This is a genomic window from Bacillus sp. MYb56 (genome assembly GCF_002976445.1).
GTDB classification, from domain to species: domain Bacteria; phylum Bacillota; class Bacilli; order Bacillales; family Bacillaceae_G; genus Bacillus_A; species Bacillus_A mycoides.
Genome location: NZ_PCOH01000029.1, coordinates 13,495 through 39,795, shown reverse-complemented (window position 1 = coordinate 39,795; position 26,301 = coordinate 13,495). Strand labels below are relative to the sequence as shown.

The 26,301-nt window shown below is 38.1% G+C and carries 24 protein-coding genes and 1 pseudogene; 7 read left to right on the top strand and 18 right to left on the bottom strand.

What is annotated here, in order from left to right; all coding sequences use genetic code 11:
- The first annotated feature begins 12 nt into the window (after window positions 1-12).
- Both CQ058_RS25065 and CQ058_RS25060 read left to right on the top strand, forming a co-directional pair.
- Window positions 13-765 carry an ABC transporter ATP-binding protein gene (locus CQ058_RS25065; protein ID WP_000393251.1) on the top strand — a complete coding sequence of 251 codons (753 nt, stop codon included), beginning with the start codon at window positions 13-15 and terminating at the stop codon, window positions 763-765.
- A complete protein-coding gene (locus tag CQ058_RS25060; RefSeq protein WP_002143552.1) occupies window positions 762-2,741 on the top strand; it encodes an FtsX-like permease family protein in 1,980 nt (659 codons plus the stop codon). Before CQ058_RS25065 ends, CQ058_RS25060 begins: the two co-directional genes overlap by 4 nt.
- A gap of 53 nt (window positions 2,742-2,794) precedes the next feature.
- On the opposite strand, the gene CQ058_RS25055 is transcribed toward CQ058_RS25060, so the two are convergent.
- The 16 genes and pseudogenes from CQ058_RS25055 to CQ058_RS24980 all read right to left on the bottom strand — a co-directional run bounded on the left by CQ058_RS25055 (window position 2,795) and on the right by CQ058_RS24980 (window position 20,358).
- Entirely contained in the window at window positions 2,795-3,007 is a 213-nt protein-coding gene (locus CQ058_RS25055; protein WP_002129632.1) for a YjcZ family sporulation protein, read from the bottom strand.
- A 179-nt stretch (window positions 3,008-3,186) separates the two neighbouring features.
- Window positions 3,187-4,512: a gluconate permease GntP gene (gntP, locus tag CQ058_RS25050; protein WP_105590031.1), complete on the bottom strand. Its 1,326-nt coding sequence runs from the start codon at window positions 4,510-4,512 to the stop codon at window positions 3,187-3,189.
- A 65-nt stretch (window positions 4,513-4,577) separates the two neighbouring features.
- Complete coding sequence (locus CQ058_RS25045; protein WP_002015828.1) at window positions 4,578-5,303, bottom strand: GntR family transcriptional regulator; 726 nt, start codon at window positions 5,301-5,303, stop codon at window positions 4,578-4,580.
- The gene (locus tag CQ058_RS25040; protein ID WP_002191029.1) at window positions 5,303-6,319 is read right to left on the bottom strand and encodes a sugar kinase; all 1,017 of its coding nucleotides are present in this window, start codon (window positions 6,317-6,319) and stop codon (window positions 5,303-5,305) included. The genes CQ058_RS25045 and CQ058_RS25040 overlap by 1 nt, the downstream gene beginning before the upstream one ends.
- Window positions 6,312-7,067 carry a 2-dehydro-3-deoxy-phosphogluconate aldolase gene (gene dagF / locus CQ058_RS25035; protein WP_002191030.1) on the bottom strand — a complete coding sequence of 252 codons (756 nt, stop codon included), beginning with the start codon at window positions 7,065-7,067 and terminating at the stop codon, window positions 6,312-6,314. The genes CQ058_RS25040 and dagF overlap by 8 nt, the downstream gene beginning before the upstream one ends.
- A 1-nt stretch (window position 7,068) precedes the next feature.
- Window positions 7,069-8,172 (bottom strand): DgaE family pyridoxal phosphate-dependent ammonia lyase, encoded by a 1,104-nt coding sequence (locus CQ058_RS25030; protein WP_002191031.1) that lies wholly within the window; start codon window positions 8,170-8,172, stop codon window positions 7,069-7,071.
- Window positions 8,150-9,250: an amidohydrolase/deacetylase family metallohydrolase gene (locus tag CQ058_RS25025; protein WP_002191032.1), complete on the bottom strand. Its 1,101-nt coding sequence runs from the start codon at window positions 9,248-9,250 to the stop codon at window positions 8,150-8,152. Before CQ058_RS25025 ends, CQ058_RS25030 begins: the two co-directional genes overlap by 23 nt.
- A gap of 275 nt (window positions 9,251-9,525) precedes the next feature.
- The gene (locus CQ058_RS25020) at window positions 9,526-10,386 is read right to left on the bottom strand and encodes a M15 family metallopeptidase (RefSeq protein WP_002129642.1); all 861 of its coding nucleotides are present in this window, start codon (window positions 10,384-10,386) and stop codon (window positions 9,526-9,528) included.
- Window positions 10,387-10,468: 82 nt separating this feature from the next.
- Window positions 10,469-11,575 carry a HAMP domain-containing sensor histidine kinase gene (locus CQ058_RS25015; protein WP_002164874.1) on the bottom strand — a complete coding sequence of 369 codons (1,107 nt, stop codon included), beginning with the start codon at window positions 11,573-11,575 and terminating at the stop codon, window positions 10,469-10,471.
- On the bottom strand, window positions 11,568-12,266 hold the full coding sequence (locus CQ058_RS25010; RefSeq protein ID WP_002015820.1) for a response regulator transcription factor: 699 nt from the start codon (window positions 12,264-12,266) through the stop codon (window positions 11,568-11,570). Before CQ058_RS25010 ends, CQ058_RS25015 begins: the two co-directional genes overlap by 8 nt.
- 205 nt (window positions 12,267-12,471) lie before the next feature.
- Window positions 12,472-13,578 (bottom strand): o-succinylbenzoate synthase, encoded by a 1,107-nt coding sequence (gene menC, locus CQ058_RS25005; protein ID WP_002191034.1) that lies wholly within the window; start codon window positions 13,576-13,578, stop codon window positions 12,472-12,474.
- Window positions 13,579-15,024 (bottom strand): o-succinylbenzoate--CoA ligase, encoded by a 1,446-nt coding sequence (locus CQ058_RS25000; protein WP_063226033.1) that lies wholly within the window; start codon window positions 15,022-15,024, stop codon window positions 13,579-13,581. It abuts the gene before it with no gap.
- 492 nt (window positions 15,025-15,516) lie between these two features.
- Window positions 15,517-16,335, bottom strand: a complete 819-nt coding sequence (gene menB, locus CQ058_RS24995) for a 1,4-dihydroxy-2-naphthoyl-CoA synthase (RefSeq protein ID WP_002089233.1) — start codon at window positions 16,333-16,335, stop codon at window positions 15,517-15,519.
- Window positions 16,336-16,406: 71 nt separating this feature from the next.
- Window positions 16,407-17,216, bottom strand: a pseudogene (gene menH / locus CQ058_RS24990) (2-succinyl-6-hydroxy-2,4-cyclohexadiene-1-carboxylate synthase); the annotation flags it as partial.
- Window positions 17,213-18,967 (bottom strand): 2-succinyl-5-enolpyruvyl-6-hydroxy-3-cyclohexene-1-carboxylic-acid synthase, encoded by a 1,755-nt coding sequence (gene menD, locus CQ058_RS24985; protein WP_002164870.1) that lies wholly within the window; start codon window positions 18,965-18,967, stop codon window positions 17,213-17,215. The gene menD and the pseudogene menH, both read right to left, overlap by 4 nt.
- Window positions 18,964-20,358 (bottom strand): isochorismate synthase, encoded by a 1,395-nt coding sequence (locus tag CQ058_RS24980; RefSeq protein WP_002191042.1) that lies wholly within the window; start codon window positions 20,356-20,358, stop codon window positions 18,964-18,966. The genes menD and CQ058_RS24980 overlap by 4 nt, the downstream gene beginning before the upstream one ends.
- A gap of 193 nt (window positions 20,359-20,551) precedes the next feature.
- On the opposite strand from CQ058_RS24980, the gene CQ058_RS24975 reads away from it, so the two are divergent.
- Both CQ058_RS24975 and CQ058_RS24970 read left to right on the top strand, forming a co-directional pair.
- The gene (locus tag CQ058_RS24975; RefSeq protein ID WP_105590030.1) at window positions 20,552-21,505 is read left to right on the top strand and encodes a 1,4-dihydroxy-2-naphthoate polyprenyltransferase; all 954 of its coding nucleotides are present in this window, start codon (window positions 20,552-20,554) and stop codon (window positions 21,503-21,505) included.
- 279 nt (window positions 21,506-21,784) lie between these two features.
- Window positions 21,785-22,516, top strand: a complete 732-nt coding sequence (locus CQ058_RS24970) for a yteA family sporulation protein (RefSeq protein WP_002034523.1) — start codon at window positions 21,785-21,787, stop codon at window positions 22,514-22,516.
- A gap of 43 nt (window positions 22,517-22,559) precedes the next feature.
- Here CQ058_RS24970 and cspD read toward each other — a convergent pair whose 3' ends face one another.
- A complete protein-coding gene (gene cspD, locus CQ058_RS24965) occupies window positions 22,560-22,760 on the bottom strand; it encodes a cold-shock protein CspD (RefSeq protein ID WP_001193051.1) in 201 nt (66 codons plus the stop codon).
- Between the two features lie 321 nt (window positions 22,761-23,081).
- On the opposite strand from cspD, the gene CQ058_RS24960 reads away from it, so the two are divergent.
- Window positions 23,082-23,864, top strand: coding sequence for a TIGR00266 family protein (locus tag CQ058_RS24960; protein ID WP_002191043.1), 783 nt, complete (start codon window positions 23,082-23,084; stop codon window positions 23,862-23,864).
- 417 nt (window positions 23,865-24,281) lie between these two features.
- A complete protein-coding gene (locus CQ058_RS31915) occupies window positions 24,282-24,431 on the top strand; it encodes a hypothetical protein (protein WP_000521653.1) in 150 nt (49 codons plus the stop codon).
- Between the two features lie 183 nt (window positions 24,432-24,614).
- Here CQ058_RS31915 and CQ058_RS24950 read toward each other — a convergent pair whose 3' ends face one another.
- On the bottom strand, window positions 24,615-25,385 hold the full coding sequence (locus CQ058_RS24950) for a MerR family transcriptional regulator (RefSeq protein WP_002015805.1): 771 nt from the start codon (window positions 25,383-25,385) through the stop codon (window positions 24,615-24,617).
- Between the two features lie 141 nt (window positions 25,386-25,526).
- Here CQ058_RS24950 and CQ058_RS24945 point away from each other — a divergent pair, with 141 nt between their 5' ends.
- Complete coding sequence (locus tag CQ058_RS24945) at window positions 25,527-26,249, top strand: lipase family protein (protein WP_002143573.1); 723 nt, start codon at window positions 25,527-25,529, stop codon at window positions 26,247-26,249.
- Window positions 26,250-26,301: the final 52 nt, after the last annotated feature.

Genomic DNA, 26,301 nt, shown 5'->3' with positions numbered 1-26,301 from the left:
AAGGTGATTATTATGGAAGAAGTATTACACATAAAAAACGTCTCAAAAGTGTATGAAGGAAAAGTCCCTCATACTGCTTTAAAAAATATAAATTTACATGTAGATAAAGGAGAATTTGTTGCTATCATGGGACCATCTGGTAGCGGTAAATCTACATTTTTAAACGTTATCTCTACAATTGACTCCCCTACTTCTGGTGATGTCGTGATTAATGGAAAAAAACCGCACACATTTCGTAGAGAGAAACTAGCTATTTTCCGCCGCCAAGAGTTAGGGTTTGTTTTCCAAAACTTTAACCTATTAGATACACTAACAATCGGTGAAAATATCGTACTGCCTTTAACTTTAGATAATGTTCCTTTAAAAGAAATGGACGAAAAGCTCGATAACATTTCAAAGAAACTTGGAATTGATCATATTTTGGACAAGCGTATTTTTGAAGTTTCTGGAGGACAAGCACAGCGTACCGCGGTAGCACGCGCTGTTATTCATCATCCGTCACTTCTACTTGCGGATGAACCGACAGGAAACTTAGATTCTAAAGCAGCAATTGATGTAATGGAGCTATTTACGAAATTAAATAAAGAAGAGGATGCCACAATTTTAATGGTTACTCATGATCCGTTTGCAGCAAGTTATTGTAACCGCGTTATTTTCATTAAAGATGGTGGGCTTTACAATGAATTACACCGCGGACTATATCGCGAGAAATTTTATCAAGAAATATTAGATGTTTTAGCATTATTAGGAGGAAGGCGTGGATGACGTTTTGGCAATTTGCATTTAAAAATGTCTCGCGTAATTCTAAAGCATATTTTGCTTATTTTGTAAGTAGTGCTTTTTCTATTATGGTTTTCTTTTCATTTACTGTATACGCGTATCATCCACGCTTACAAAATGTACAAAGCTTTCAAGAACGGGATCCTCTAATGAACTTAGCGAGTACAGCACAGCTTGTGATTGTTATGTTCTCGTTCTTCTTTCTCTTATATTCAATTGGAACATTTTTAAATGTACGGAAGCAGCAATTCGGGATACTCACGATTCTCGGTATCTCACAGAAACAATTAAAAAGACTGTTATTTACTGAAAACATGATAATCGGGATATTGTCCATCTTTATCGGTATACAAGGTGGCCTAGTGTTCTCTAATTTTTTCTTATTAGTCACTTCAAAATTAACAAGTGCGAAAGGTCTCTATTTATATTGGCCAACAGAAGCGATTATCGTGACAACCGTAACGTTTATCATTTTATTTTTAATCGTTTCTACATTTACACCTATGTTTATTCGGACTCGTAAAACAGTCCATCTTATTAAAGGGAACAAGAAAGTGACAGCCGAAAAAAGGCCGTCTATACTCATTTCGATATTTGCTTTAACTTGTTTAGGGTTATGTTATTATATTGCTGGTTATCCACAAGGCTACGTAACCGAAAAAAATGTGCAAAACGGATCTGTCTTCTTTATTATATTATCTATTTTGCCACTCGTAGTAGTCGGAACATATTTTTTCTTTTCACAAACATTTCTTCTTTTTATCTATATTTTAAAGAAACGTAGAAAGTTTTATTTGAAACAAATAAACATGTTATGGATTTCAGACTTAGTTGCTCGTACCCGTAGTAATATTAATGTACTCTTTATCGTTTCTATGCTATCTGCGCTTGCATTTACGATTATTATCGGACTATTTGCTGCGAATAATAATACAAAAGCGTCGATACTAGAGCGATATCCTATTCCCTTCACATACAAATTAGAAGGGGATCATTCCCTTGAACGAAAGCACGTTAATACTATTGAATCCGAACTTTCCAATGCTCATTTTCAATATAAAAAATATAAATTTACGCTTTTAAAAGATAATGCTTCAAAAGAAGAGATTGCAATTATGAAAATGAGTGATTATAACGAAATTGCTAAGCAGTTAAAGAGACCTACAATCACCCTTGATTCAAAAGAAGTTTACATTATTTCTGGCTATTCACCAGAGCTATTAAACCTTGTATCAAATCCATTTGTAAAACAAAATACAATTACGCTTGAATCCAATAAAAAGGAGTTTTATATAAAGGGATTTATTAACAAAGGAATAGCACCACCATTTGCATTAGCAAATTTAGTTATTATGCAAGATTATGCAATCGATACTATGATTCCTCATATTGAAACCATTACAGTTTATAACTACTTCGTGGATAATTGGGAAAATGCAATTATTCCAACGAAAAATATATTAAAAAGTATTAGTAATGACACCGAAAAATATTATGAGGCACATAAAGATGATAAGCATGCATCTCCCGTCCCTTTTAATATTTATACAGCTACTGATGAGTTACTCCATAATAAAGAAAATGCAGTTGCTCAATTCTTTATTTGGGCATTTCTTGGCTTTATCTTCTTTATCGGTGCGGCTAGCGTTTTATACTTCCGTATGTATAACGACTTAACGAATGAAAAACAAAAGTACATTACGATTACAAAACTGGGCTTAACTGAATCAGAAATGTTTCGCTCCGCAACGATTCAATTAGGAATTTTATTTTTCGTTCCTTACATCGTTGCTGGTGTTCACACGTTATTTGCGGTTAAGTTTTTACAAAGCATGTTTTCTTTCTCGTTACTAAAAGAGTTACTGATTGTACTCACCTTTTTCGGGATTATCGAGATTATTTTCTTTTTCTTAATCCGCTCTCTGTACATTAATAAATTATCACAGCATATAAAAATATGAATAAAATAGCCTTGTGCATATTGCACAAGGCTATTTCCAATAGTTTTTAATAATTAGCAGTATCCACCATAGCCGCCGCCATATCCACCATAACCGCCGTAACCACAACCACCGCCGCCTCCGCCGAAGCAGCTAGCACCGATGATAATTAATAAAATAAACAATACGATTAGAAGCGCAAAACCGCCTCCGCAGCCACGTCTACGGTCGCAATCATCATGTCTGCGGTTACAATCATCATGTCTGTGTTCACACTTTTCGCTCATTACTCTATTCCTCCTTTAGTATCATTCATAACAAGTTCAACTTGCTCTAAATGAGGGGATTCCATTTATATTATGTTTTCAGGGCAAATCGGAAGCTTGGCACTCCTAAAAACGGGCTTGTTTCATGAAAAGAGCCCCAACACAAAAAGAGGATACCTTTAAATAGGCACCCCCTTCTTCTAAACAAACATATTAAGTAAAAGCGCAAAGCCGAATGCAATAAATGATAACAATGTCTCCAGCACCGTCCACGTTTTAAACGTTTCTTTTACTGTCAAACCTAAATACTCTTTTACAAGCCAGAATCCTGCATCATTTACGTGAGAAAACATTAATGAACCTGCACCGGTTGCAATAACGAGTAATTCTAAATTTACACCAGACATGTGCTGAATAACCGGTGAAACAATTCCAGCTGCTGTCGTTAATGCTACAGTAGCTGAACCTGTTGCAATTCGGATTAATCCCGCTACCATGAACGCTAAGACGATTGGTGATAATGAAATATGTTCTGCCATTTGAGCGATGGCTGTTCCAACGCCGCTTTCAATTAATATTTGTTTAAATCCACCGCCTGCACCAATTATTAAAATAATGGAACCGACAGGTAGTAAACTTTCATCTGTTAATTTTTTAATCATCTTTTTATTAATTCCTTGTTTTATACCAAGCAAATAAAACGCTGCGAAACATGAAATAAGTAAAGCGATTACCGGACTTCCTACAAATACTAAAAATTCAGTTATTTTTTTCGGTAATGAAATATATGGTGCGACTACTGATAAAATCATTAAAACTACTGGTAATAAAATGATAAAGAATGAAGCTTTACGACTTGGCAAATCAGTAGATACTGTCGTAACTCGAACAAGCTCCGGTTCATTTTCAGGTATAACCCTCTTATGTACCCACTTTGCAAATACCGGTCCTGCGATAATTGCTGTTGGTAACGCGATAATTAATGAATACAATAGTACCTTTCCTAAATTCGCGTTATAAATCCCGATTGCTGTCATCGCACCTGGATGCGGCGGCACTAGCCCATGTACAATCGATAATCCAGCAATAACAGGTAAAGCAATTAACAATATATTTTGTTTCGTTGTTTTTCGAATTGAAATAACAAGTGGTAATAAAATGACGATTCCCACTTCAAAAAACACTGGAATCCCTATAACAAATCCGGCGAATAACATAGCCCAAGGTAATTTTTTCACCCCGAAGAATCGAATGAAGAAATCTGCTACTTGCATGCCAGCCCCTGAATCAGACATCATTTCCCCTAAAATTGTTCCGAGAGCCAAAATACCAACTAAATGCCCTAGTACACTACCAACACCAGTTTCATAGGCAGTAACAATTTTGGTCAAGTTCAACCCAGACATAATAGCTAAAAATAGACTAGCAACTGTTAAACTAATAAACGCATGCCATTTCCACCATGATACCCCTAAAATAACAATTGCGATCGCAATTAACGTGACGATTAATAAGTATATATCCATATCCCATTCCCCTTCGATATGAAATTTTTTTACAAAAAAAGAGGGAATTGGTCCCTCTTCATTTTTTACACATCATAATTTACAACGTAATGCTGCATTTCCGTATTGTAGTAGCCTTCACTATATTCAATTACTTCGCCAACTTCATCGTAAGAATAGCGCATACGTTTTAATAACGCTGTTCCCTCTTTTTCTCCTAACGCTTCTGCAACGAAATTAGGCGCAAATCCAACAGCGAATTCATCTCTGAAGTTTTCTAAATGTATACCACGGTCTTCAACTAAATCGTAAAGCGATTGTAAGTCAAAGTCCGCTAAGTCTGTACTTGCCATTTGTGCTGAGAAATAGTGCGTATAATGAATGTACGGAGTATCATTTAAAGCATATAGACGCTCAATACGAAAACTCTCTTTACCAAACAAACGAAATGGTACTGTTCCTTCCTCATTATGAACCACTTCTGCCTTTAGCAATTTCTTTTGTACTTTATAGCCTTCTTCCACTAACACTTCTGTAAATTTCTTTCCCTTTGAAAGCTTTGTCGCAGAAGTATTTCGAATGACTTTCGTTCCTTTACCACTTTTCTTTTCTAAATACCCTTCTTGAACGAGTTCTTTAATTGCGTTTCGCACTGTAATTTTACTCACTTTGAACTCTTCTTCTAATTGTGGTTCAGAAGGAATATTTGTATGAATGGCATAAACACCATGTAATATTCGATCACGAATAATATTTTTAATTTGTAAATATAATGGACCTCTTTTTCTCGTTACGTTCACCGTTACACCCACTACCTTTCTACATCACCTACTGATGCCGTCATTGCCCGGAGTATATCTTTCTCTGATGACATTGGCGTATCACCGACGATTGTATGTGCAAGCATTCCAGCTGCTGACGCAAATGAAACAGCTTTCTCTGGTGCAAACTCTTCTATCTCGCCATGAATAATTCCGCTCGTATAAGCATCTCCAGCACCTATTCTATCATATACAGAAAACGTAAGTGTTTTGGCAAAAGTGAACGTCCCATCTTTACATATGAATCCGCGAAGTGAGTGTGTATTATCACTATTAATAGAGCGATGCGTTCCCGCAATCGTAGCGATATTATATATTTCAGCGACTTTTGGAATAAGATCAACAAGCTGTGCTTCTCGCTCCGTCTCTTCCGTTTTCATTCCGAGAACAAACATCGCATCTTTTTCATTCATCATAACAATATCAGCAAGTCCCAGCATTTCTTCATAATGCGGTTTCGCCTGTTCATACCCATCTTCTCCCCAAAGCGATGGACGATAATTACAATCAAAGACAACAGTGCCTCCATTTTCTTTAACTGCCTTCGCCAAAGATTTCATATGATGGCGCACAGTATCATTCATCGCAAGGGTAATCCCGCAAAAATGAACGATATCAATTTCTTTTGCGATTTCTTCAAATTGGTACATCTCTTCACATGCCGTATTGAAACTACTTTCTAATCGGTTAGAATACGTAACGCGGCTTGCGCGTGCGCCAAATCCATTTTCCAAAAAGTACATGCCCACATATTTACCGCCTCTTGAAACAAACGGTGCCTGAATGCCTAACTTTTGAATATGTGATACCGCAGCATCCCCAACAGAGTTTTCCGGTAAAGTTGAAATAAGAAAACCTTCATGCCCTAGATGAGAAAGTGCTGCTGCAACGTTCACACCTGTACCAGAAAATGAGTAATTTAAGGAGTTTGCTTGCGATAGCAATTCATACCCTGGCACTTGCAGGCGCATCATAACTTCACCGAATGCTGCAATTTTCTTACGCATATTGATCAACTAACTTCTTCACGACCGCTAGTAATTCACGAACATCTTCTGTTTTCGTATTGCCAGTTTCTTTATCAATAATAGAAGAGTACACGTGCGGGATAACTTGTTCTACGTTTGCTTCTAATGCAATACGTACAATTGTTTCAAAGTTTTCTTTATCAATTCCGCCTGTTGGCTCTAATGCAAATCCTTCTTCCGCACATGCTTTCGCAACAGCGCGATATTCTTCTTCATGAGCCAAGCCTTTCATTGGGAAGTATTTCAATGAATTCCCGCCCATATCACGTACAAGTGCGATTGCTGTTTTAATTGGAACGATTGCTTTTTCTTCCCCAGCCGCACTAATTGGGCCAGTAGAAATATTTACGTAACCTACTTTTCCTGTTGGTGATACTAAACTATTAATCCAGCTATCTTTGCCGCCAAGATTTGCGCGCGTCGCTCCTACTGAAGGGAACACTTGGTTAATATGACTACCAGGATAATGCTTCGCAATTTCAGCTACAACTGCCGCTTGGCGATTATCTCCTGCTCCTAGTCCGATTGATACAGCGTCATCAATTTCTTTTCCGTATGCTTTCATCGCTGTAACTGCTTCTTCTACTGTTGGATAATCTTTTGATAACACTCCGACTACTACATAACCTTCTGCGGCTTCAAAAATATCTTTCGCATTTCGGGTATTGTTCGCTAATACATTTAATGCTACGCGGCCTTTATAAAAACGTTTTTGAATGTTTGTCATTTTAGTTTCCCCCTACAATTTCTCTCATTTTTTCTTCAATTACATGTATGTCATCACCTTGAAGTGGACGTGGATCGATATCAAAGAATCCTTGTCTTACTCCGTAATCACGTGTGTAAATTGCGATTTCCCCTTCGCGTAACGCGGTCACAACATCTTTTGCAGTTTTATTTAATTCGTTCTCGTTAATATGAATACGCGCTCTAAAAATTGCTCTTCCAGCTTCATCTTGAACGATCGTTACATTTACACCGTTTAACTCTTTCAGCGGCATAAGTACTTGTAACAACTCTTTTTCTTGTTCGCTCTTATCTTCTTTTACTCCGTACTCATCAAGCGCTTGAAGTAAACCGAAAGTCGTCTCTTTCCCAACTTTCATACTTCTTCCGATGCAATGTAATTGCACTTTTAGCCATTCAATATATTTTCGTTTACCGCCGACAATACCAGAAGTAGGTCCTTCAATCGCCTTTGAACCGCTATAAATGGCTAGGTCTGAATACTTCACGTATTTTTGAATGTCTTCTTCAGCTGCCGCATCAACGATAAGTGGTACATTATTTCGCTGTGCTACTTCCCACGCTTCTTCAACAGAAATCATATTTTTTTGCACTGCATGATGTGATTTCACATAAAGAATAGCTGCTGTATTTTCACCAATTGCATCTTCAATATGCTCCGCTTTTCCTTCATTTGCGTAACCTACTTCAACGAGCTTACCGCCGCCTAAATAAATCATCGTTTCAACAGGAGCACCGTATTGAACGTTATGACCTTTTAACATAATCACTTCGTTTTTCAGGATTACCTCTTGATGAAGTCGTTCACTCTTACGACGATTTCCTTCTGTAACAATACCAGCAATAGAAAGCGCAATTCCACTCGATGCTGAGTTCACAACGACCGCTGCCTCTGAATCTAAAATTCTCGCAATATGGTCTCCCGCTTTATCTACTAAATCGGCAATTTCTACATAATTTTGTCCACCATGCTTCATCGCATCCATCACTGTATTTGTCGGAGCGGATACACCTAAAATACTCATTCTACCGCTCGCATTAATAACTCTTTTTAATCCGTACTTAGCATTCAATGAATGACCCATTGATTACAACCCCTTTCGTATCAATTCTTATTTCAGCAATGCGCTGATCCCCTTCTGAATCAATTAACGTAATCGGTTCATCTTTCACCGTAAATAAAGTTAAGTTTGCAATATCGCCTTCTTGAATACGACCAAGCTCTGGTTTTTTCAGCCACTCTGCCGCATTTTTCGTAACTGCATCAATTACTTCTTCTAGCGGATAACCTAAGTAAAGGAATTTCGAAAGAACGTTAGCCATACTGTAAACTGGACCGTGTATACGATTCTTCCGGTAAATATCTGTACTAATCGTATTAAGGGCAATGCCGTAACGCTTCGCTGCCTCTGCTACTTTAAAAGAAAAACTAGCATTACCATGCCCAACATCTAAATGAACACCGCGTTTCACTGCATCTAATAACACAGATATCGGTTTTCCTTCTTCATCAAATAAATTATTTTCTTTCCCGTTTAAGTAATGTGTAATGACATCATCTTTTTCTAAAAGAGGTACAACTTCCTCTATACGCGGAGGAGCTGAACCGATATGTACCATAATCGGTAATGATGTTTCACAAGATAAAGAACGCGCTACGTGCAGCGGTTCAATTCCGCTATCACAAACGACACTTTTACTCATTCTCGCTTTTAATCCAACGATTACATCTTTATACTTTTCTACTGCATCTATTACTTTCTCTTTATCTATCCATTCCATATTGGATAATTCATCAATTCGTTTCAAACCGATGCGAGAAATATTTAAAAAGGCAAATAAATTCGTTTTTGCCTGTTCTCTACTTTGTACTAAATCTGCGATACGATCAGCTCCGCAGCTTCCCGCATCAACAATTGTCGTTACCCCTTGCTTAACGCCAATTTCATCTACCTCATCGCCATACGGATCAAACTCTGGAAAAGCATGAACGTGCAAATCAATCCATCCACTCGATACGTAAGTACCTGAGTAATCAAGAACCTTTCCACCCTCGCCAGCACCAGCTTTCGTCACCTGTGCGATTTTATTATTTTCAACTACAATGTCAATCTCTTCCCCGTTCACACGCTTCACATTACGTAGCACGAATCGTTCTGTCATTGTATTTCCACCCTTTTCTATAAGAAGCCATAAGAATACGCTTACATTAAAATTTCATTTTATATCTCTTTCACATATTTAGAGTATCACGAAAAAAAAGAAAAGTAAATATAACGTTATAATGTTTAATGGTAAATAAAAAACAATCCACAAAATGTTGATAGTACAGGAAATTATATCAATGATTCGACAAGGAATATCGATTTACCGACAAAAAACGGCAATCTATTTCTTATATGCCAAAAGACTGACCCAAAACGGACCAGCCTTTTTCTCTATTCTTGAACCGTCACAATAACCCCGTCCATATTGTTCCCCGAAATTTCATATTGCTTATTTACTGGAACATTCACGTTCATACGATCTGAAACTTTATAATAAGAAACCGTATATTTCTTACCTTCAACCTCAGTTGAAACTTCTTTTTCCTCTTTTAAAAAGTCCAAATATTCCTCTAACGTAATCTTCTTTTTTTGCATAATTGCGCTATGTGGTAAGCCGACATAACGTATGTGCCACGGCTCATATTGAATGCCCGTAATATCACTTTTATTTTTCGGATAACGTAAAACAAATCCGTGCTTCCATACGTTCTCTTCAATCCATTTTCCTTCAGGAGCTTTCTCCATTTTCTTTTGAGTAGACCCAACGTCGAGTGATAACCCTAAATTATGTTCACTATATCCTGCTGGAAGTGCATAATCAGATCCCATTTCTTTATATAATTTACTTTGTTCTTGAAAATCTCGGTAACCGCTACTCATTAAGAAATGCTGTATTCCATCTTTCCCAGCTGCATCGACAACGTTCAAAAACTTTTTTACAACACCCTTTGATAAGCGAAGATTTCTATCAAATATTACATAGCCCCTTACTAATTCACTATTGTGATTTACATTTATAATATCGGACCTAACACTATCTTTTTTAACCGGGTAATCTTTATTAACTAATAGTAGATCCCCTTTATAAATTTGTTCCTTTGTGACCTCTATCTTTTCAGTGTTCGCGGCTTTTACTTTATTATCTTTTTCTGCAATTTTAACATCGATCTCCTTTTGAAATACTGGTGATATATAAAAGCCTACACATGCTGTACATACTATAAAAAGAGAAATAAATACCCACTTTTTCATTTCTAGTTCCTCCTTAACGTAACTTACGTATAGAATAGAAAAAACTATTAAAATAAAAAGTGGGGTAAAGTTTAAATTTTTATTAAATTGCTTTGCTCTCTTCTTTTGGTAATCTCACTTCAAATATCGTTCTAATTACGTTACTTTCAGCAGAGATTGTCCCATCATGCTGTTCGATAATATTTTTCGCAATAAATAGCCCAAGGCCTGTTCCGCCCTGTTGCTCTGACCTCGCCTTATCACCTGTATAAAACATATCAAATAAATATGGTAAATCTTCTTCTGGAATGCTATCGCCGTAATTAATAATTTGTACAACTACCTCTTCATGATCAATATATCCGTTCACATCAACAAACTTTCCATCGTATCCATAGCGAATCGCATTCGTTAAAAGATTTTCAAATACTCGAGCTAACAATTTCCCGTCACCGTTAATAGGTAAATGCGAATCCATATTCAATCTCGCTTCTAAACCTTTTTTTTCTAATAACGGATATAATTCTTCATCTAACTGTATAAGTAATTCACTTATATCAATTGGTCTTTTTTCAATTTGCAACATGCCATAATTCATTCTCGTTATTTCAAATAATTCATCAATTAAGATTTCAAGCCTTTCGGATTTCGTAAAAGCAATTGTGGAAAAATGTTTAATTTGTTCCTTCGTCAAATTCTCATCTTTAAGAATTAAATCTAAATACCCTAAAACAGATGTTAGCGGCGTTCTTAAATCATGAGCTAAGTTGACAATGAGCTGATCTTTACTACTTTCCGCAAAGTCTCCTCGTTCAACCGCTTCTTTTAATTTTTCACTTGCTACATTAATTTCGCGTGCGATATATCCAAACTCATCATTTGATGAAACACGAACTTGATTTGAAAAATCTCCGTTCGCAAGATGATGAATCCCGTTCGAAATCTCATCAAAATATTTTAAATACGGTCTAGTAAGGAAGAAGAAAAACATAATGGACAGAGGAATAAATACAATTAAAAAGAAATTAATGTCCCCAATTTGTCTTACCATTGAACGAAATTGGGCTAAAGGATCCTCATAACGAACTGCTAATTTATAATAGAGACGTAGCCCCTCATAAATCAAATACGTTACGCCACCAGCTAATATCATACTTAACGCAAATAGCATAATCATCTTCGAGCGAAAGCTTCTCATCGTTTTAGCCATTGAAAGTATAACCTACCCCCCACACTGTTTTTATTAACTTATCCTTTCTTTTATCTTCCCCAAGCTTTTTTCGCAAAGTACGGATATGTACCATAACTGTATTTCCACTTTCGTAATACCCTTCAGCCCATACTTGCTGAAAAATATTTTCCACACTGTACACTTTCTTCGGATGACTTGCTAATACATATAAAATATCAAATTCTTTTGGTGTTAATTCAATTGGCTCTCCGTACACATTTACTGTTCTTCGCTCAGGATCAATAGCGACTCCGCCTATTTCTAAAGCAGATTTATTCTCCGCTACTTTCGGCTGATTTAACGTAAGAAATCTACGCAGTTGTGCATTTACACGTGCAACTAATTCAATCGGTGTAAAAGGTTTCGTCATATAATCATCTGCGCCTAATACAAGACCTGTCACTTTATCAAAATCAGATGTTTTCGCACTTAAGAAAATGATTGGCATGTGGTGCTTGCCGCGAATCTGCCTCGTCACTTCATACCCATCCATTTTCGGCATCATAATATCTAAAACCACTAAGTCAATTGGCTGCGTTTGAATAATATGCATGGCTTCTTCTCCATCAGCTGCTTTAACGACGTGGTAACCCTCTTTTTCTAAATGTATCTCAATTAAATCAGCAATTTCCGCTTCATCATCAGCTATTAAAATTGAAATGCGCTTCATTTTAGTCCCCCTACTTTATTCTGTTTTCATACGCTCGATTTTAAACTAGTCTATCCAATTTGTACACTAAGAAAAGGCTACCCGTAAGAGTAACCTTGATAAATGAAATTATATCGGCGATTTTTTAAATATATCGACTTACCGAAAATTAACGACAAAATCATCCCGCTATTTGCAGGTAGTCAGTACTAATAAAAGCTCCCATTCATCGCTCAAAAATAATCCGCTGCTTTGTTATTTCTTCCAACCTGCCTCGATCTACTTCATACTCACGTTCAATACTTTGCGGTACCCTTACTTTTCCGCCTTCAAGCATCACTTCCGGTGAAATAATATCCCTCTTCCAATGTCTACTAGAAGCAGATATATCTCCAGGAATCGTAAAGTTTGGCAATGAAGCGAGTGCAACATTTTGAGCTCGTGAAATCCCCATTTCTACCATGCCACCGCACCAAACTGGTATGTTATGCTCCATACAATAATTATGGATTTGAACGGACTCTGTTAATCCGCCCACTCGCCCTGGTTTAATATTAACGACGCGGCAACTGCCAAGCGTAATCGCAACACGTGCGTCTTCTAAACTATGGATGCTTTCATCTAAACAAATCGGTGTCTCAATTTTCTTTTGCAGTTGTGCATGATCCAGAAAATCGTAATCCGCTAACGGTTGTTCAATCATCATAAGTTGGAATTCATCTAGTCGTTTCAACTTCTCCGTATCCGCTAATGTATAAGCTGAATTTGCATCAGCCATTAACGGGATGTTCGGAAACTCTTTGCGAATTTCTTTCAGTAATTCGTAATCATGTTCTGGCTTTATTTTCACTTTAAAGCGCTCGTATCCTTCTTCCGCGTACTCCTCGATTTGTTTTAGCATAACTGGAATTGTATTGATCCCAATCACAACGCCGACTTCAATTTCAGACCTATTTCCGCCAAGCAATATCGCTAACGACTGCTTTTGACGCTTCGCATATAAATCCCAGACAGCACCTTCAATTCCGGCCTTTGCCATTCGGTTTCTCTTTATATGTTTGAACAAAGACGGTACTTCATTCGGATGAGAAATTTCAGCTTTCAATAAATCTGGTAATAAAAAATCCTGAAGTACATGCAGCGCTGTCTTCACCGTTTCTTCCGTATACCACGGTTCAGAAAATGCAACGACTTCACCAAAACCAATGTATCCATCTGTATCTTCTAATTCAATGACGATACTTTCACGCTTTTCATAAGTCCCGTAACTTGCCGCAAACGGGATAATGAGCGGCATTTCCGTTATATAAAGTGTCGCTTTTTTTATTTCCACCTACATCTCCTCCACTAATTGTCTTAACTCTCGTCTTAACAATTTCTTCGAAGCATTTCGTGGTAATTCCTCTAAGAAACATGCTTTCTTCGGCACTTTATATTTCGCTAATTTCTCTTCGCAAAAACGAAGAATTTCTTCTTCTGTTACCTCTCCACTTTTTACAACAAAAGCAGCTGGTACTTGTCCCCAACTTTCGTCAGCCATACCGACAACACCCGCTTCTGCTACCGCCGGATGAGAGAGCAATACTTCTTCAATTTGAGCTGGATATATGTTTTCTCCGCCAGAAATAATTAAATCACTGCGTCGATCTAATACGTATAAAAATCCTTCCTCATCTAAATAACCGAGGTCACCAGTATGAAGCCATCCATTTCTGATCGCCTCATGCGTCGCATCTTCACGGTTAAAGTAGCCACCTGTTACGTTCGGTCCTTTTACTACAATTTCTCCTTCAGCACGGGGCGGCACAACTACGCCGTCTTTTTCAATACGAAGCTGACACTGAAATAGTGGTTTTCCGGCTGATCCTACTTTCGTTAACATGTAATCTGCTGTTAACGTACAAATTTGCGATGATGTTTCTGTCATACCGTACGTTTGATACACAGGAATTCCTTTTTCCACACATGTTTCTAATAACGGCTTCGGTGCTGGTCCTCCCCCAAGTAACATGCATCGTAAAGAAGATGGATATGTACCTTCGCCAAGTCGTTCTAATAAATCTGTTAGCATTTTAGAAACGACAGAAATAATCGTAACGCCTCTCGTTTGAAGTGCTTTATGAATAAAATTAGCATCATATTTTGGAACGAGTAAAATGCGCATACCGTACATAATATTTTTCATTAAAAGAGATAACCCGCCAACGTGGAACATTGGCATACAAGCTAACCAACAATCATCATCACGAAGCCCTAAATTAAGCGAAGAACCGACTGCACTTGCCCAGTGGTTACCGTACGTTAAAACAACGCCTTTCGGTTTCCCTGTCGTCCCTGACGTATAAATAATTGTCATCGCTTCTTCTAAAGAGAATTCTTCTTGTATAAATGCTTCCGCCTTCGGTCCTTGCATCACTTCAGCAAATGAACATACTGGAACATTTTCCGTCTCAAACTCTTGATCCGTCACTAAACAAACAACTTCCGCATCATCCATTTGCCAAAGTAGCTCTTCTCTTGAAAGACGCGTATTTAAAAGCACAGCTACTGCACCTATGTAAGATAGGGCGTGAATAACTGTAATCATCTCCATACCATTTTTCATCAGAACAGCCACCTTTTGCGCCCGCTTCACTCCTACATGCGTGAGGTGTTCACAAACAGATACTACTTTTTCATGCAGCTGCACGAAAGTAACCTTCTCCTCTTCAATTTCAATTGCAGTGCGATCAGGTGTTAAAAATGCACGTTGCATTAACCAATTCGGCATCGTCTCCATCACTCATTCTCCTTTCATGAAAGAAAGAGACCTGATATGACATCAAGTCTCTTAGTTGTTTTGTTTCCGGTGTGATCTTTTGGTTGCGTCTCACATTGTGTGCGAGCTGCTTCCGCTTTTCATCACATCCAGCTGCGCCTCCTAGCCCCTTCCGTCTAAGAACCTTCCGCACGAGAAAGTAAAAAACACTTTCTGTGCGAAAGAACCTTAGCCTACGGGGCTAAACAGTCGGCTCCGCTTTTAAAACATCCAGCTACAGCAGCTAGAACAGTCGGTCGTTTCACGCCTTCCTGCGAGGAAAAAAGCGCCTCTTTTTCAGGAGTTCCAACGCCCTCTTGTTCTAAGCGAGCCGCTTCCGCTTTTGGTTTCATCCAGCTACAGCGGCTAGAATGTTCGGTGGCTTCACTTCTTCCTACGAGGCAAAAAGCGCCTCTTTGTCAGAAGCTCCATCCCCCTCACATTCTAAGCGAGCCGCTTCCGCTTTTGGTTTGATCACGGGAAACGAGGGAATTGACCGAAGTCCGGAGTGCGTTTTTCTTTGAACGCGTCGCGGCCTTCTTTTGCTTCGTCAGTTGTGTAGTACAATAACGTTGCGTCTCCAGCTAGTTGTTGAATACCAGCTAAACCGTCTGTGTCTGCGTTGAATGCAGCTTTTAGGAAACGAAGTGCCATTGGGCTGTTTGCTAAAATTTCTTGTGACCATTGTACTGTTTCTGCTTCAAGTTCTTCTAATGGTACTACTGTGTTTACTAAGCCCATATCAAGTGCTTCTTGTGCACTATATTGACGGCATAGGTACCAAATTTCACGAGCTTTCTTATGGCCTACCATACGAGCTAAATAACCAGCTCCGTATCCACCGTCAAAGCTTCCTACTTTAGGACCTGTTTGTCCGAATACAGCGTTGTCTGCAGCGATTGTTAAGTCACATACGATATGAAGTACGTGTCCACCACCGATTGCATAACCTGCTACCATTGCGATAACTGGTTTAGGGATTGCGCGAATTAGACGTTGTAAGTCTAATACGTTTAAACGTGGGATTTGGTCGTCACCTACATAGCCACCATGACCGCGAACTTTTTGGTCGCCGCCAGAACAGAATGCACGTCCACCTTCACCTGTTAAAATGATAACGCCAACATTTGCATCATCACGAGCGTGTGCAAAAGCATTGATTAACTCCATTACCGTTTTAGGACGGAATGCATTATGTACTTCAGGGCGGTTAATCGAAATCTTTGCGATGCCATTGTATGTTGAATAAATAATATCTTCGTAATTGCCTTCTTTTACCCATTCAATAGTCATTACTATTACCTCCTTTTATATTTCTGATCTCCGCTATAAGTGCAACTTCCTTCTTGCTGAAAAAAGTAACACTGCATAGTTTTTAGAAATCCCTTTACTATTGTATCAAACTTTTCCGGTTGTTCCACATGAATTGCATGGCCAGCCCCATCAATTTTGACAAATTTCGCATGAGGGATGCATTTTTTGATGTTTTTTAATAGGCGAAAGAACTTTTCATCGCTTTCTCCATTCATTAAAAGGACAGGCATTTTTAGGTTTTGCAATTCGTTCCACCATGAAGGCTGAGCCCCTGTTCCCATGCCGCGAAGACTATTTGCAAGTCCTTTTGGATTATTAGCAAGTCGTTCTTTTCGCACCGCTTCTTTTACGTTTTGCACTAAACGTTTTTGCGTTTCAAATAGCGGAATATTTTCCCACATCGATACAAAACTTCGGATGCCTTCTTGCTCAATTTTATCGGCAAGTCGTTCATCTTTTTCCTTGCGTTCTTTTCGCTCCTTTGCACTCTCAAGTCCAGCTGTACAGTTTTCTAAAAGAAGTGAACGCACATATTCTGGATATAGGCATGCCATCGTAATCGCAAGTCTACCACCCATTGAATAGCCAAGTATGTGCGCATTTTCAATATGAAGATGATCCAGTAGTTCTTTCATTTGCAGCGCCACATTTTGAATATCATAATGCGTCACATCTTCAGGACTTTCCGTTTTCCCGTGTCCAACAATGTCTACTAGAATGACTTGAAACTGCTCGCTCCAAGAAGGAATAAAGGAACCCCACGTTTCCATGCTTCCCGTAAAACCATGAAGAAGTAGAAGTGGTTCCCCGCTTCCGGCTACTTCATATTCATACGATACACCTTGCAATGTTACTTTCATTTTGATTCACCTTGCAAAGATGTAGTAATAACGTCCATTGTTTTTGCCCATAGTTCACGATGTAATTTCAAGTTTTCTTCGCGATTCGTACAAATTTCCACAACATGTAATCCATTCGTTTTCGTTCCAGTTTGTACTTCTTCTCGGAAGTTTTCCCAACCATTTACACGGCTAAATGAACCACCATACATTTTGACAACATGTTCATAATCAAGCCCAATTGGTGTTCCAAATAATGATTCGAAATGTTCCTTTTTCTCGTATTGTGGTAAGAATGAGAAAATACCTCCACCATCATTATTTACAACAACAATCGTTATATTTAACTCATGTAGTTTCGCGGCTAATAGTCCGTTTAAATCGTGATAAAATGATAAATCACCGATTACTAATACGAGCGGATCACAAATAATACTCGCTCCTAAAGCTGTTGAAATGATTCCATCAATACCATTTACACCGCGGTTCGCCATTACTTGAATGTTTTTATCCGATGTGAAGAAAAATGAATCGGTATCGCGAATTGGCATACTATTACTCGCAAATAACGTTGCCCCTTCTGGTAATACACTTACAATATCCGTAATTACTTTTCCTTCAAATGCCGTTTCATATGTTTCCATCTCACGAAGCGTTTCTCTCGTTTTCTCGTTTATATGTTTCCACATTCCGAACCAATCATTCTTTTTCATAACTGGCATTTTCTCTAGTAATGCTCTGCAAAATTCACTGTCACTAGCTTGTACAACTTCTGTCGCAACTAGAGCTGGATCTCTCCATTGTCCAGATTCATCGACAACGATATGAACAGCTTTCGTTTGTTTTTTGATGAACTGCGTTAATGCTTTAGAGACAGGCATTCCTCCGAAACGAATTAAAACATTCGGCTTCCACGTTTCTTTTAACAATTCATTTCGTAAAAATGTATCGTAACAATCTATAACCATCGTTTTATCATGATTACCACTACGGAGGTTAGAAAGTGGATCTGCTAAAATTGGATACCCTGTTTTCTCAGCTACTTTCATAACAACTTCTGTTATTTCTGGATGACTGCCGTCTCCACAAATAATAAGCCCCTTTTCCATATGTGAAAGGCGCCCTACAAGAGAATCTACATATTCACTCGGCATCGTCACGTTCCCTTGCTGAACTACTCCTGTATATTCACCACGCCCTTTATCCCATAAACTTTCTAATGAGAAATCCGGTATAAGCGGCTCGCGAACTGGAAAATTAAGATGAACAGGTCCTTGCGGCGCTAGAAGTGCGCTTGCTATCGTACGCTGCGTTGTCATTCGAGCGTAATGATACATTGCTTCACTCGCTTCAGGAAGTGCCATCTCTGTAAATTGCTTCACAAAAGTACCGTATAAATTAAATTGATTCATCGCCTGTGGTGCACCCACATCTCTTAATTCATGCGGTCTATCCGCTGTTAATACGATAAGCGGCACTCGTGAATGAAACGCTTCACATACAGCTGGATAATAGTTCGCTGCTGCCGTCCCTGACGTACATAATAGCGCAACAGGACGTTTTTTTGCTTTCGCAATACCGAGCGCAAAAAATCCTGCTGATCTTTCGTCTACATGTAAATATGTTTTCATTCCTTCATGTTGTTCCATTAGTAAGGCAATCGGCGTTGACCGTGAGCCAGGACTAATGACAACATCACATACATTTAGACGCGTCAGTTCGTCCACGAACGCGCCTAAATAATATGATAATGCTTCTATATGATTGTTCATTTCATTAATTCCTCCAAAGCACCAAGCATCGGTCTAAACTTCAAACTTGTTTCTTCATATTCAAGCTGCGCTACTGAATCAATTACGATACCACAGCCGGCAAACAAGGATGCCTTCTCGCCATTTAATAATCCGCAGCGAAGTGCAACCGCAAATTCACCATTTCCTTCATCATCTATAAAGCCAATTGGTGCACCATATAATCCTCTATCTAAAAGCTCTACATCACGAATTAATTTCAACGCCTCATGACGAGGTGTACCACCAAGAGCTGGTGTTGGATGTAATTCTTCTACCATCGTTAAAAGACTTGCATCACCTTTTGCTTCTACTGGCGTATATAAATGGATTAAATTTTTCGTCGTTAATAAGCCTGGGCTCTCCGGAATATTAACAGATTCGCAATGCTCACTTAGCACACCTCGAATCATGTTAACTACATAACCGTGTTCAGCCAAATTCTTTTCATCATGAAGAAGCGTCTCACCATTTTGTTTACTTTCTTCTATAGAATTGCCATGACCAATTGAACCAGCAAGGCACATCGATGTGAACTTCTCGCCTTCTTTTCGAATCAATCGCTCAGGTGTCGCCCCTAAGAAGCATGCTCCTTTATAATCAAAAGAAAATACGTAACAATCCGGTTGCCCAATGCGAAGCGCTTCTAAAACAAGAACGGAATCAATATGCTGATCCATCGTTAATTTTAGCTCCCTTGCTAATACAACCTTCTGCACGTTCCCTTGCTTCATTTCATCTTGCACTTTTCCAATCGCGTTCATCCAGCCACTCGGATCAACTTCTACTTTAGAAGTAACTGTTAATTTTGATCCTACTAGTGCACATTTACTCTCTTGTAAAATTCTCTCTTCTACAGAAATAATTTCGTTATAAAGAGTTTCTGCACAATCTTCAGCTGAAACGAACTGATTAATCGTTAACCACGCCTTTTCATTTTTTACAGTTAATAAAAATGCTGGTAGTGAAAATGTGGTATCATCAAATTCTTTCCAAAGATTCGTTTTTTCTTTTTCTTGGTCAAATGAAAATCCACCAAATAAAAGAGGACCTGTTCCAAATTCGTATCCTTCTCTTTGTACGAATGCTTTCTCTTTTACTTTATCCCACTCGTCACGAGCAGTTTGAAAGCGTTTGTGAGAAGAATTTGCTATAGTGAAAACAGAGCCAATTCCAGCAAATATTACATGCTGAGCTGGGTCTGCAAAATAACATCTATTTTCGAATGCGATCCTTTTTCCTGCTGCATAAAACAGAAGTGGATCCACCCAATCTATTTGTTTTACAAAACTAACTAATGTTTTTTCATCAGTCGTACGCTTAATAGCTGTAACAAGAACTTCTTGTAAGCCTTTTCGTTTCGTTTGAATCACAATTGTCTCCCCCCTATGGGCGAAAAATAGTCATAATTACGCTTGATTTTAAGATACACCTCAAAGGAAAGGCCTGTCAACGTTTAGCATTTCTGAGAAATTCACCTTCTCTTCCTAGAAAATAAACGTTGACACTAAATGATGCTTTTTCTACACTTAATTGTGTACAATATGTGACCAAGGAGGATTCAACATGGAAATGAACGTCGAAACGAATTCCTCTCCTACGGCGCCAAAGCCAAGTAAACAAACAGGCTGGCGAATTTGGTGGAGTTTATTACGTCCCCATACATTAACAGCAGCTTTCGTTCCTGTTTTCATCGGAACAGCTTTTGCAATGCAGGTCGGAGGTATAAATCAAATACATCTTCCTCTTTTCTTTATGATGCTTCTTGCTTGCCTTCTCATTCAAGCAGCAACGAACATGTTTAATGAATACTTTGATTATAAAAGAGGACTCGATCATGAAGGTTCAGTTGGAATCGGAGGGGCTATCGTCCGCGATGGCATTAAACCAAAAACCGTGCTTAACTTAGCATTCGGATTTTTAGGCATCGCAACGCTATTAGGTGTTTATATTTGTATGAACTCTAGCTGGTGGCTTGCTGCAATCGGTCTTGTTTGTATGGCCGTTGCTTACCTTTACACTGGTGGCCCTATTCCAATTGCGTACACACCATTTGGAGAGCTAACAGCAGGATTATTTATGGGTGTCATTATTATTGGTATTTCATTCTTTATCCAAACAGGCGCAGTAACATCAGAAGTGATTTTATTATCTATTCCAAGCTCCATTTTAATTGGTGCAATTTTACTATCTAACAATATTCGTGATTTAGATGGTGATAAAGAAAATGGTCGTAAAACGTTAGCAATTCTCATTGGACGCGAAAGAGCCGTTGGTGTACTTGCTTCTATGTTTATCGTTGCCTACATTTGGACAATCGCTTTAATCATCGTTAACATCGTATCACCATGGATGCTTATCGTATTCTTAAGTGTACCGAAAGCATTTAAAGCGACGAAAGGCTTTATCGGCAAAAGCATTCCAATGGAAATGGTACCTGCGATGATTTCAACAGCAAAAACAAATACAATTTTCGGTCTCCTAATGGGAATCGGATTATTGCTTGGATACTTCCTATAAAGTGAAACTTTAATCAGTGGGGGTTTTGTTCATCACCCACTGATTATTAGCCCTCACCAATCGGGCGTTTACGGGTAGCCCGACTCCCACCTAACTTCTTTGCTCCAGCCAAATTCTAAGGTGGGAGTTTTACTGCCCGGCAAATAGCGGGATAGAAAGGAGCTGCTTATGCGGCTCCTTTTTTCATATACCGACTTCCCGGCTGAAATTCATCTCATAATTCCTACTCTCAACGCTCATACTATGTAAAGAAACTGAATTGTAGGAAGGTGGACGACTATGTTAACTCCACAACAAATAAATCAATTTAAATCTATTCTAGAAAAACAACAGCAAGAAGTTGAACAAACGATACAAACTCATGAAGATGAAAACCGTGCATCTGAACGTGATTCAGTAGGAGAATTGTCTAGCTATGACAACCATCCAGGTGATATGGCTACAGAATTGTACGAACGTGAGAAAGATTTCGGACTCATCGAATTTTGGCATAAACAGTTAGAAGATACGAAACATGCTCTGCAAAAAATTGAAGCTGGTACGTACGGAATTTGCGAAGTGTCTGGTGAGGAAATTCCATTTGAAAGATTAGAAGCAATGCCAACTGCTACAACGTGTATTCAGCACACTACAAATAAATTAGATATGAAGGCGCGCCCAGTTGAAGAAGAGGTGCTAAATTCTTCGTTTCATAAGCACGACGAAGATCATTCTGTAGAGTACGATGCTGAAGATGCTTGGCAAGACGTCGCAAATTACGGAACATCAGAAACACCATCCGATTTAGAAAGACAGGATTCAAAAAACTATAATGGCATGTACGTAAATAGTGAAGAAAATGTTGGGTATGTAGAGGATTTCGAAAACTTTATTGGAACAGATATGTATGGAAAAAACCCACAAGTTTTCGCAACAGAAGAACATGAAGAATATGAACAATTGCTTGATGACTCTGAAGAACGCACCTTTAAAGGTGAATTATCTTCAGATGAGTCTGGTTCTAAAGCATAAAAAAAGCATTCCGAAATTCGGAATGCTTTTTTTCGCTAGCTAATTAGTTTTTTGTAACGTTAGCTGCTTGTGGTCCGCGGTTTCCATCAACGATTTCGAAAGAAACTTCTTGACCTTCTTCTAAAGTTTTGAAGCCGTCGCCTTGAATAGCTGAGAAATGTACGAATACGTCTTCTCCGCCTTCAACTTCGATGAAGCCAAAACCTTTTTCGCCGTTAAACCATTTAACTTTACCTGTTTGCATGTCATGTACCTCCTAAATAAAAATGAAACTATGAATCCACATGAAAAGGTGGATATAAAGGACATGAATGTATAACAAGCTTACAGCCTTTAATACAACGTGCTTTATTTCCGTACCACATTATGTAGCTCAATAGTGTTTTCACTATATCATGCTATATCAAAAACGTCAAATGAGAACACTTTCGTCCCATCGTTTTTTATAATTCTAGTATAACCTTAAATTTTCATTCTATTTTTATTCAAAAATTAATAAAACTACAGTATTCTAATTCCTTTGATTTCTGTACAATATAATTACTACATATGATGAGGTGAAAAAATGCAAGCACATGAAATCGAGTATAAGTTATATGGCGATGATATGCAGTTTGTTGAAATTGAATTGGATCCAGAAGAAAGCGTTGTCGCAGAGGCTGGCGCAATGATGATGATGGAAGATCATATCGAAATGGAAACGATTTTCGGTGATGGTTCTGGACCATCTAGTGGTCTATTCGGTAAATTAATGGGCGCAGGTAAACGTCTCGTTACAGGTGAAAGTATGTTTATGACTGTATTTACAAATACAGGTCATGGCAAACGACACGTATCATTCGCCGCTCCTTATCCTGGAAAAATTATTCCTGTTGATTTAACAGAATATCAAGGAAAAGTAGTCTGCCAAAAAGATGCATTTCTTTGTGCCGCAAAAGGTGTTTCTATCGGAATTGAGTTTACTAAAAAAATAGGAACTGGTTTCTTCGGTGGTGAAGGTTTCATCATGCAGAAACTTGAAGGTGATGGTCTAGCTTTCATGCATGCAGGCGGAACTGTATATAAGCGTGAATTGAAACCTGGCGAGAAACTTCGCATTGATACAGGTTGTCTCGTTGCAATGACGAAAGATGTTAACTACGATGTTCAATTCGTTGGAAAAGTAAAAACAGCTCTATTTGGCGGCGAAGGTTTATTCTTCGCAACGCTAGAAGGTCCTGGAACGGTTTGGATTCAGTCCTTAACACTTAGCCGCTTAGCAGCACGCCTTACAAGCCCAGCAGCTCAAAACAGCGGTGAAGGCAGCGTTTTAGGCGGACTTGGTCGCCTTTTAGATGGGAAAGAATAAATAGTGTCCTTCTGGGGCCTTAGCCATCAACTTAAGAGAATGAATAAAATTAAAACACCCTTTCATAGTACTGCATGAAAGGGTGTTTTAATTTACGTCTACAAACAACAACACGTTGGTTGAGGAGTTACGCATACTAGGTGAAGAATTCCGAAATGAATTTTCCAAATCATCAGTCCATGAGGTTAGATAATATGTCCAGACATAATGCTGTCCTCGTTTTTTCTCCATTTTGGTTCACCCCGCATTATTTAGATAAAATCTGCCTTAAGCTAACGGGCAGGTTGGTTTAATAAGGTAATATTTGGATTAAAATAGATATAAGTAAAAAATTAATAAGGTTTACTTCAGTAAAATAAGGTATATTATATTGGTTGAATAGATTCTCTTTAAAGACAAGAAAAGTAGGTGAACAAAGTGGGAAAATATCAATTGGATTACAAAAGTCAGGTAGCTGTGGCAAAGTTTCATGAAAAACAGACGCCTGCCAAATTTGATAAAAAGCAGCAACTTGAAAAATTGCGTGCGGAGTATTTGAAAAAAAAGCAAAAACAAACAGATAAATAATATGTTATATTTTCCCTGATTTTCTGTATATGGTGCAAACAAACACAAGAAAATAGGTAAGTTATTCATCGTTCAAATATATACAGGCTATTTTTCAAACCTCTTACTTAATGAACTAACGCATGCGTTAGTTCATTAAGTATAACTAAAAAAGTCGATTCCTTGAGATTGAAATCGGCTTTTTTATTTAGGTGGACTATACAAACCATTTTTAACCATATAACATTCCATCGCTTCATTAAGCCATAACTCTTCTTCCTCTGTATAAGGAGAAGGCATCGTATTATTATATTGTTCTTCTACATTCTCTAATTTACCTAGAGAATACATTGTCTCTTCACCGACATACTTAAGAGTCGCTTTCATATGTTCATCAACCAATTTTTGCACTTCTGAATCTTCAATTTGTCTTCCAAATAACCTTTTCACTTCTTTTGCTAAACGCATAAACTCTTTATCAAGTGCTATGTCCTCTTCTTCCGGCTTATTATATAATCCATCAGCCACTTCTTTTGATACATATTCTTCAAGCCATAAACGTTGTTCGTTTTCTTTTTGGATACTATTAATTAAGCTCATTAATATGTTACTATCTACCTCTTCATCTTCCTCAAGGTATACCATTGTTCGTTCAATCGCCTTTATCGAAACTTCAAGTTGTTTTTTCTTTTCTTCAAAGGCTACTCTTTGATTTTGTAATGTTTCTTTTAAGCTTATATTCAAACTTTTCACATTGAGCATGACACGAATTTCTTCTAAACTATATCCTAATACTTTAAGACTCACTATTTTTTGGAGCGCTAATATATCTCTATCTTTATATACACGGTGTCCTGAACTTATATTTTTTTCAGGTTTAAGCAGACCAAGTTCATCGTAATACTGTAGTGTCCTTATTGATATACCTGTTCTCTTTGAAAACTCACCAATTGAATAGCCTTCCTTTTTGCTCATCCTACACTCCTCCTAACAATATGTTTACAAAAATCATACTCCCTTACGTAACTGTAGGTTCAAGCCTTTTTTCAAAAAGAATGAATCAAGTCCCTCACTGCATATATTGAACTATACCTTTTCTTAAGGAGGGCTTTCTTGATGCGTACTCCTTTATCCTTTGATAAAGATACTGCCATATTGTTAGCATCTTGCTGCGAGTTAACGTATGAACAATATAAACAAAATGGCATTTTCGAAATACCCGATGGGTTCCAATATGTACAAGGGTTTCAAGGAAAGGCCATTCAAAAGACAGAATGGTTCGGATTCATATTAGAATCTGAGGATACGATTATTGTAGCTTTTAGGGGCACACAAACAGATACAGATTGGATTATCGATTCACTCGTCAACCAAAGACCATACCCATACGCTTTAAATAGCGGAAATGTTCATAACGGCTTTCTTTCAATTTATGAATCTTGCCGGGATTCTATTATGGATATGCTCGTGTCATTACCAGCCCATAAGAAACTTCTTGCAACAGGCCATAGCTTAGGCGGCGCGCTCGCCACACTACATATACTCGATGCGCGTATCAACACCGCCTTCGCACAGTACGGTCTTTATACATTTGCCTCTCCCAAAGTGGGCGATATTGCATTTCGTAATTATTATAAACTACAAGTAGCTAGTAGCTTTCGCTTTGTTAATTTATTTGATGTCGTTCCCCTTCTCCCTCCGCGCAATGTCCATTTTAATGAACAAGACTGGGAATATGCACATGTTCATCACAACATGACTTTTACAAAAAACACAAAATCTATTACAAATAATCATGCCATGACAACATACAAAACATGTCTGACTTCTCATTTTTAACCAGGTAATGATTGGAAACCCTATATCCTTATACTATAATAATATATGAAGT

Excerpts from the sequence above, each read along its gene's own strand:
- CQ058_RS25065 (WP_000393251.1), top strand. The coding sequence starts at position 13 with ATGGAAGAAGTATTACACATAAAAAACGTCTCAAAAGTGTATGAAGGA.
- CQ058_RS25060 (WP_002143552.1), top strand. The coding sequence starts at position 762 with ATGACGTTTTGGCAATTTGCATTTAAAAATGTCTCGCGTAATTCTAAA.
- CQ058_RS25055 (WP_002129632.1), bottom strand. The coding sequence starts at position 3,007 with ATGAGCGAAAAGTGTGAACACAGACATGATGATTGTAACCGCAGACAT.
- gntP (WP_105590031.1), bottom strand. The coding sequence starts at position 4,512 with ATGGATATATACTTATTAATCGTCACGTTAATTGCGATCGCAATTGTT.
- CQ058_RS25040 (WP_002191029.1), bottom strand. The coding sequence starts at position 6,319 with ATGCGTAAGAAAATTGCAGCATTCGGTGAAGTTATGATGCGCCTGCAA.
- dagF (WP_002191030.1), bottom strand. The coding sequence starts at position 7,067 with ATGACAAACATTCAAAAACGTTTTTATAAAGGCCGCGTAGCATTAAAT.
- CQ058_RS25030 (WP_002191031.1), bottom strand. The coding sequence starts at position 8,172 with ATGGGTCATTCATTGAATGCTAAGTACGGATTAAAAAGAGTTATTAAT.
- CQ058_RS25025 (WP_002191032.1), bottom strand. The coding sequence starts at position 9,250 with ATGACAGAACGATTCGTGCTACGTAATGTGAAGCGTGTGAACGGGGAA.
- CQ058_RS25020 (WP_002129642.1), bottom strand. The coding sequence starts at position 10,386 with ATGAAAAAGTGGGTATTTATTTCTCTTTTTATAGTATGTACAGCATGT.
- CQ058_RS25015 (WP_002164874.1), bottom strand. The coding sequence starts at position 11,575 with ATGGCTAAAACGATGAGAAGCTTTCGCTCGAAGATGATTATGCTATTT.
- CQ058_RS25010 (WP_002015820.1), bottom strand. The coding sequence starts at position 12,266 with ATGAAGCGCATTTCAATTTTAATAGCTGATGATGAAGCGGAAATTGCT.
- CQ058_RS25000 (WP_063226033.1), bottom strand. The coding sequence starts at position 15,024 with ATGGAGACGATGCCGAATTGGTTAATGCAACGTGCATTTTTAACACCT.
- menB (WP_002089233.1), bottom strand. The coding sequence starts at position 16,335 with ATGACTATTGAATGGGTAAAAGAAGGCAATTACGAAGATATTATTTAT.
- menD (WP_002164870.1), bottom strand. The coding sequence starts at position 18,967 with ATGAACAATCATATAGAAGCATTATCATATTATTTAGGCGCGTTCGTG.
- CQ058_RS24975 (WP_105590030.1), top strand. The coding sequence starts at position 20,552 with ATGGAAATGAACGTCGAAACGAATTCCTCTCCTACGGCGCCAAAGCCA.
- CQ058_RS24970 (WP_002034523.1), top strand. The coding sequence starts at position 21,785 with ATGTTAACTCCACAACAAATAAATCAATTTAAATCTATTCTAGAAAAA.
- cspD (WP_001193051.1), bottom strand. The coding sequence starts at position 22,760 with ATGCAAACAGGTAAAGTTAAATGGTTTAACGGCGAAAAAGGTTTTGGC.
- CQ058_RS24960 (WP_002191043.1), top strand. The coding sequence starts at position 23,082 with ATGCAAGCACATGAAATCGAGTATAAGTTATATGGCGATGATATGCAG.
- CQ058_RS24950 (WP_002015805.1), bottom strand. The coding sequence starts at position 25,385 with ATGAGCAAAAAGGAAGGCTATTCAATTGGTGAGTTTTCAAAGAGAACA.
- CQ058_RS24945 (WP_002143573.1), top strand. The coding sequence starts at position 25,527 with ATGCGTACTCCTTTATCCTTTGATAAAGATACTGCCATATTGTTAGCA.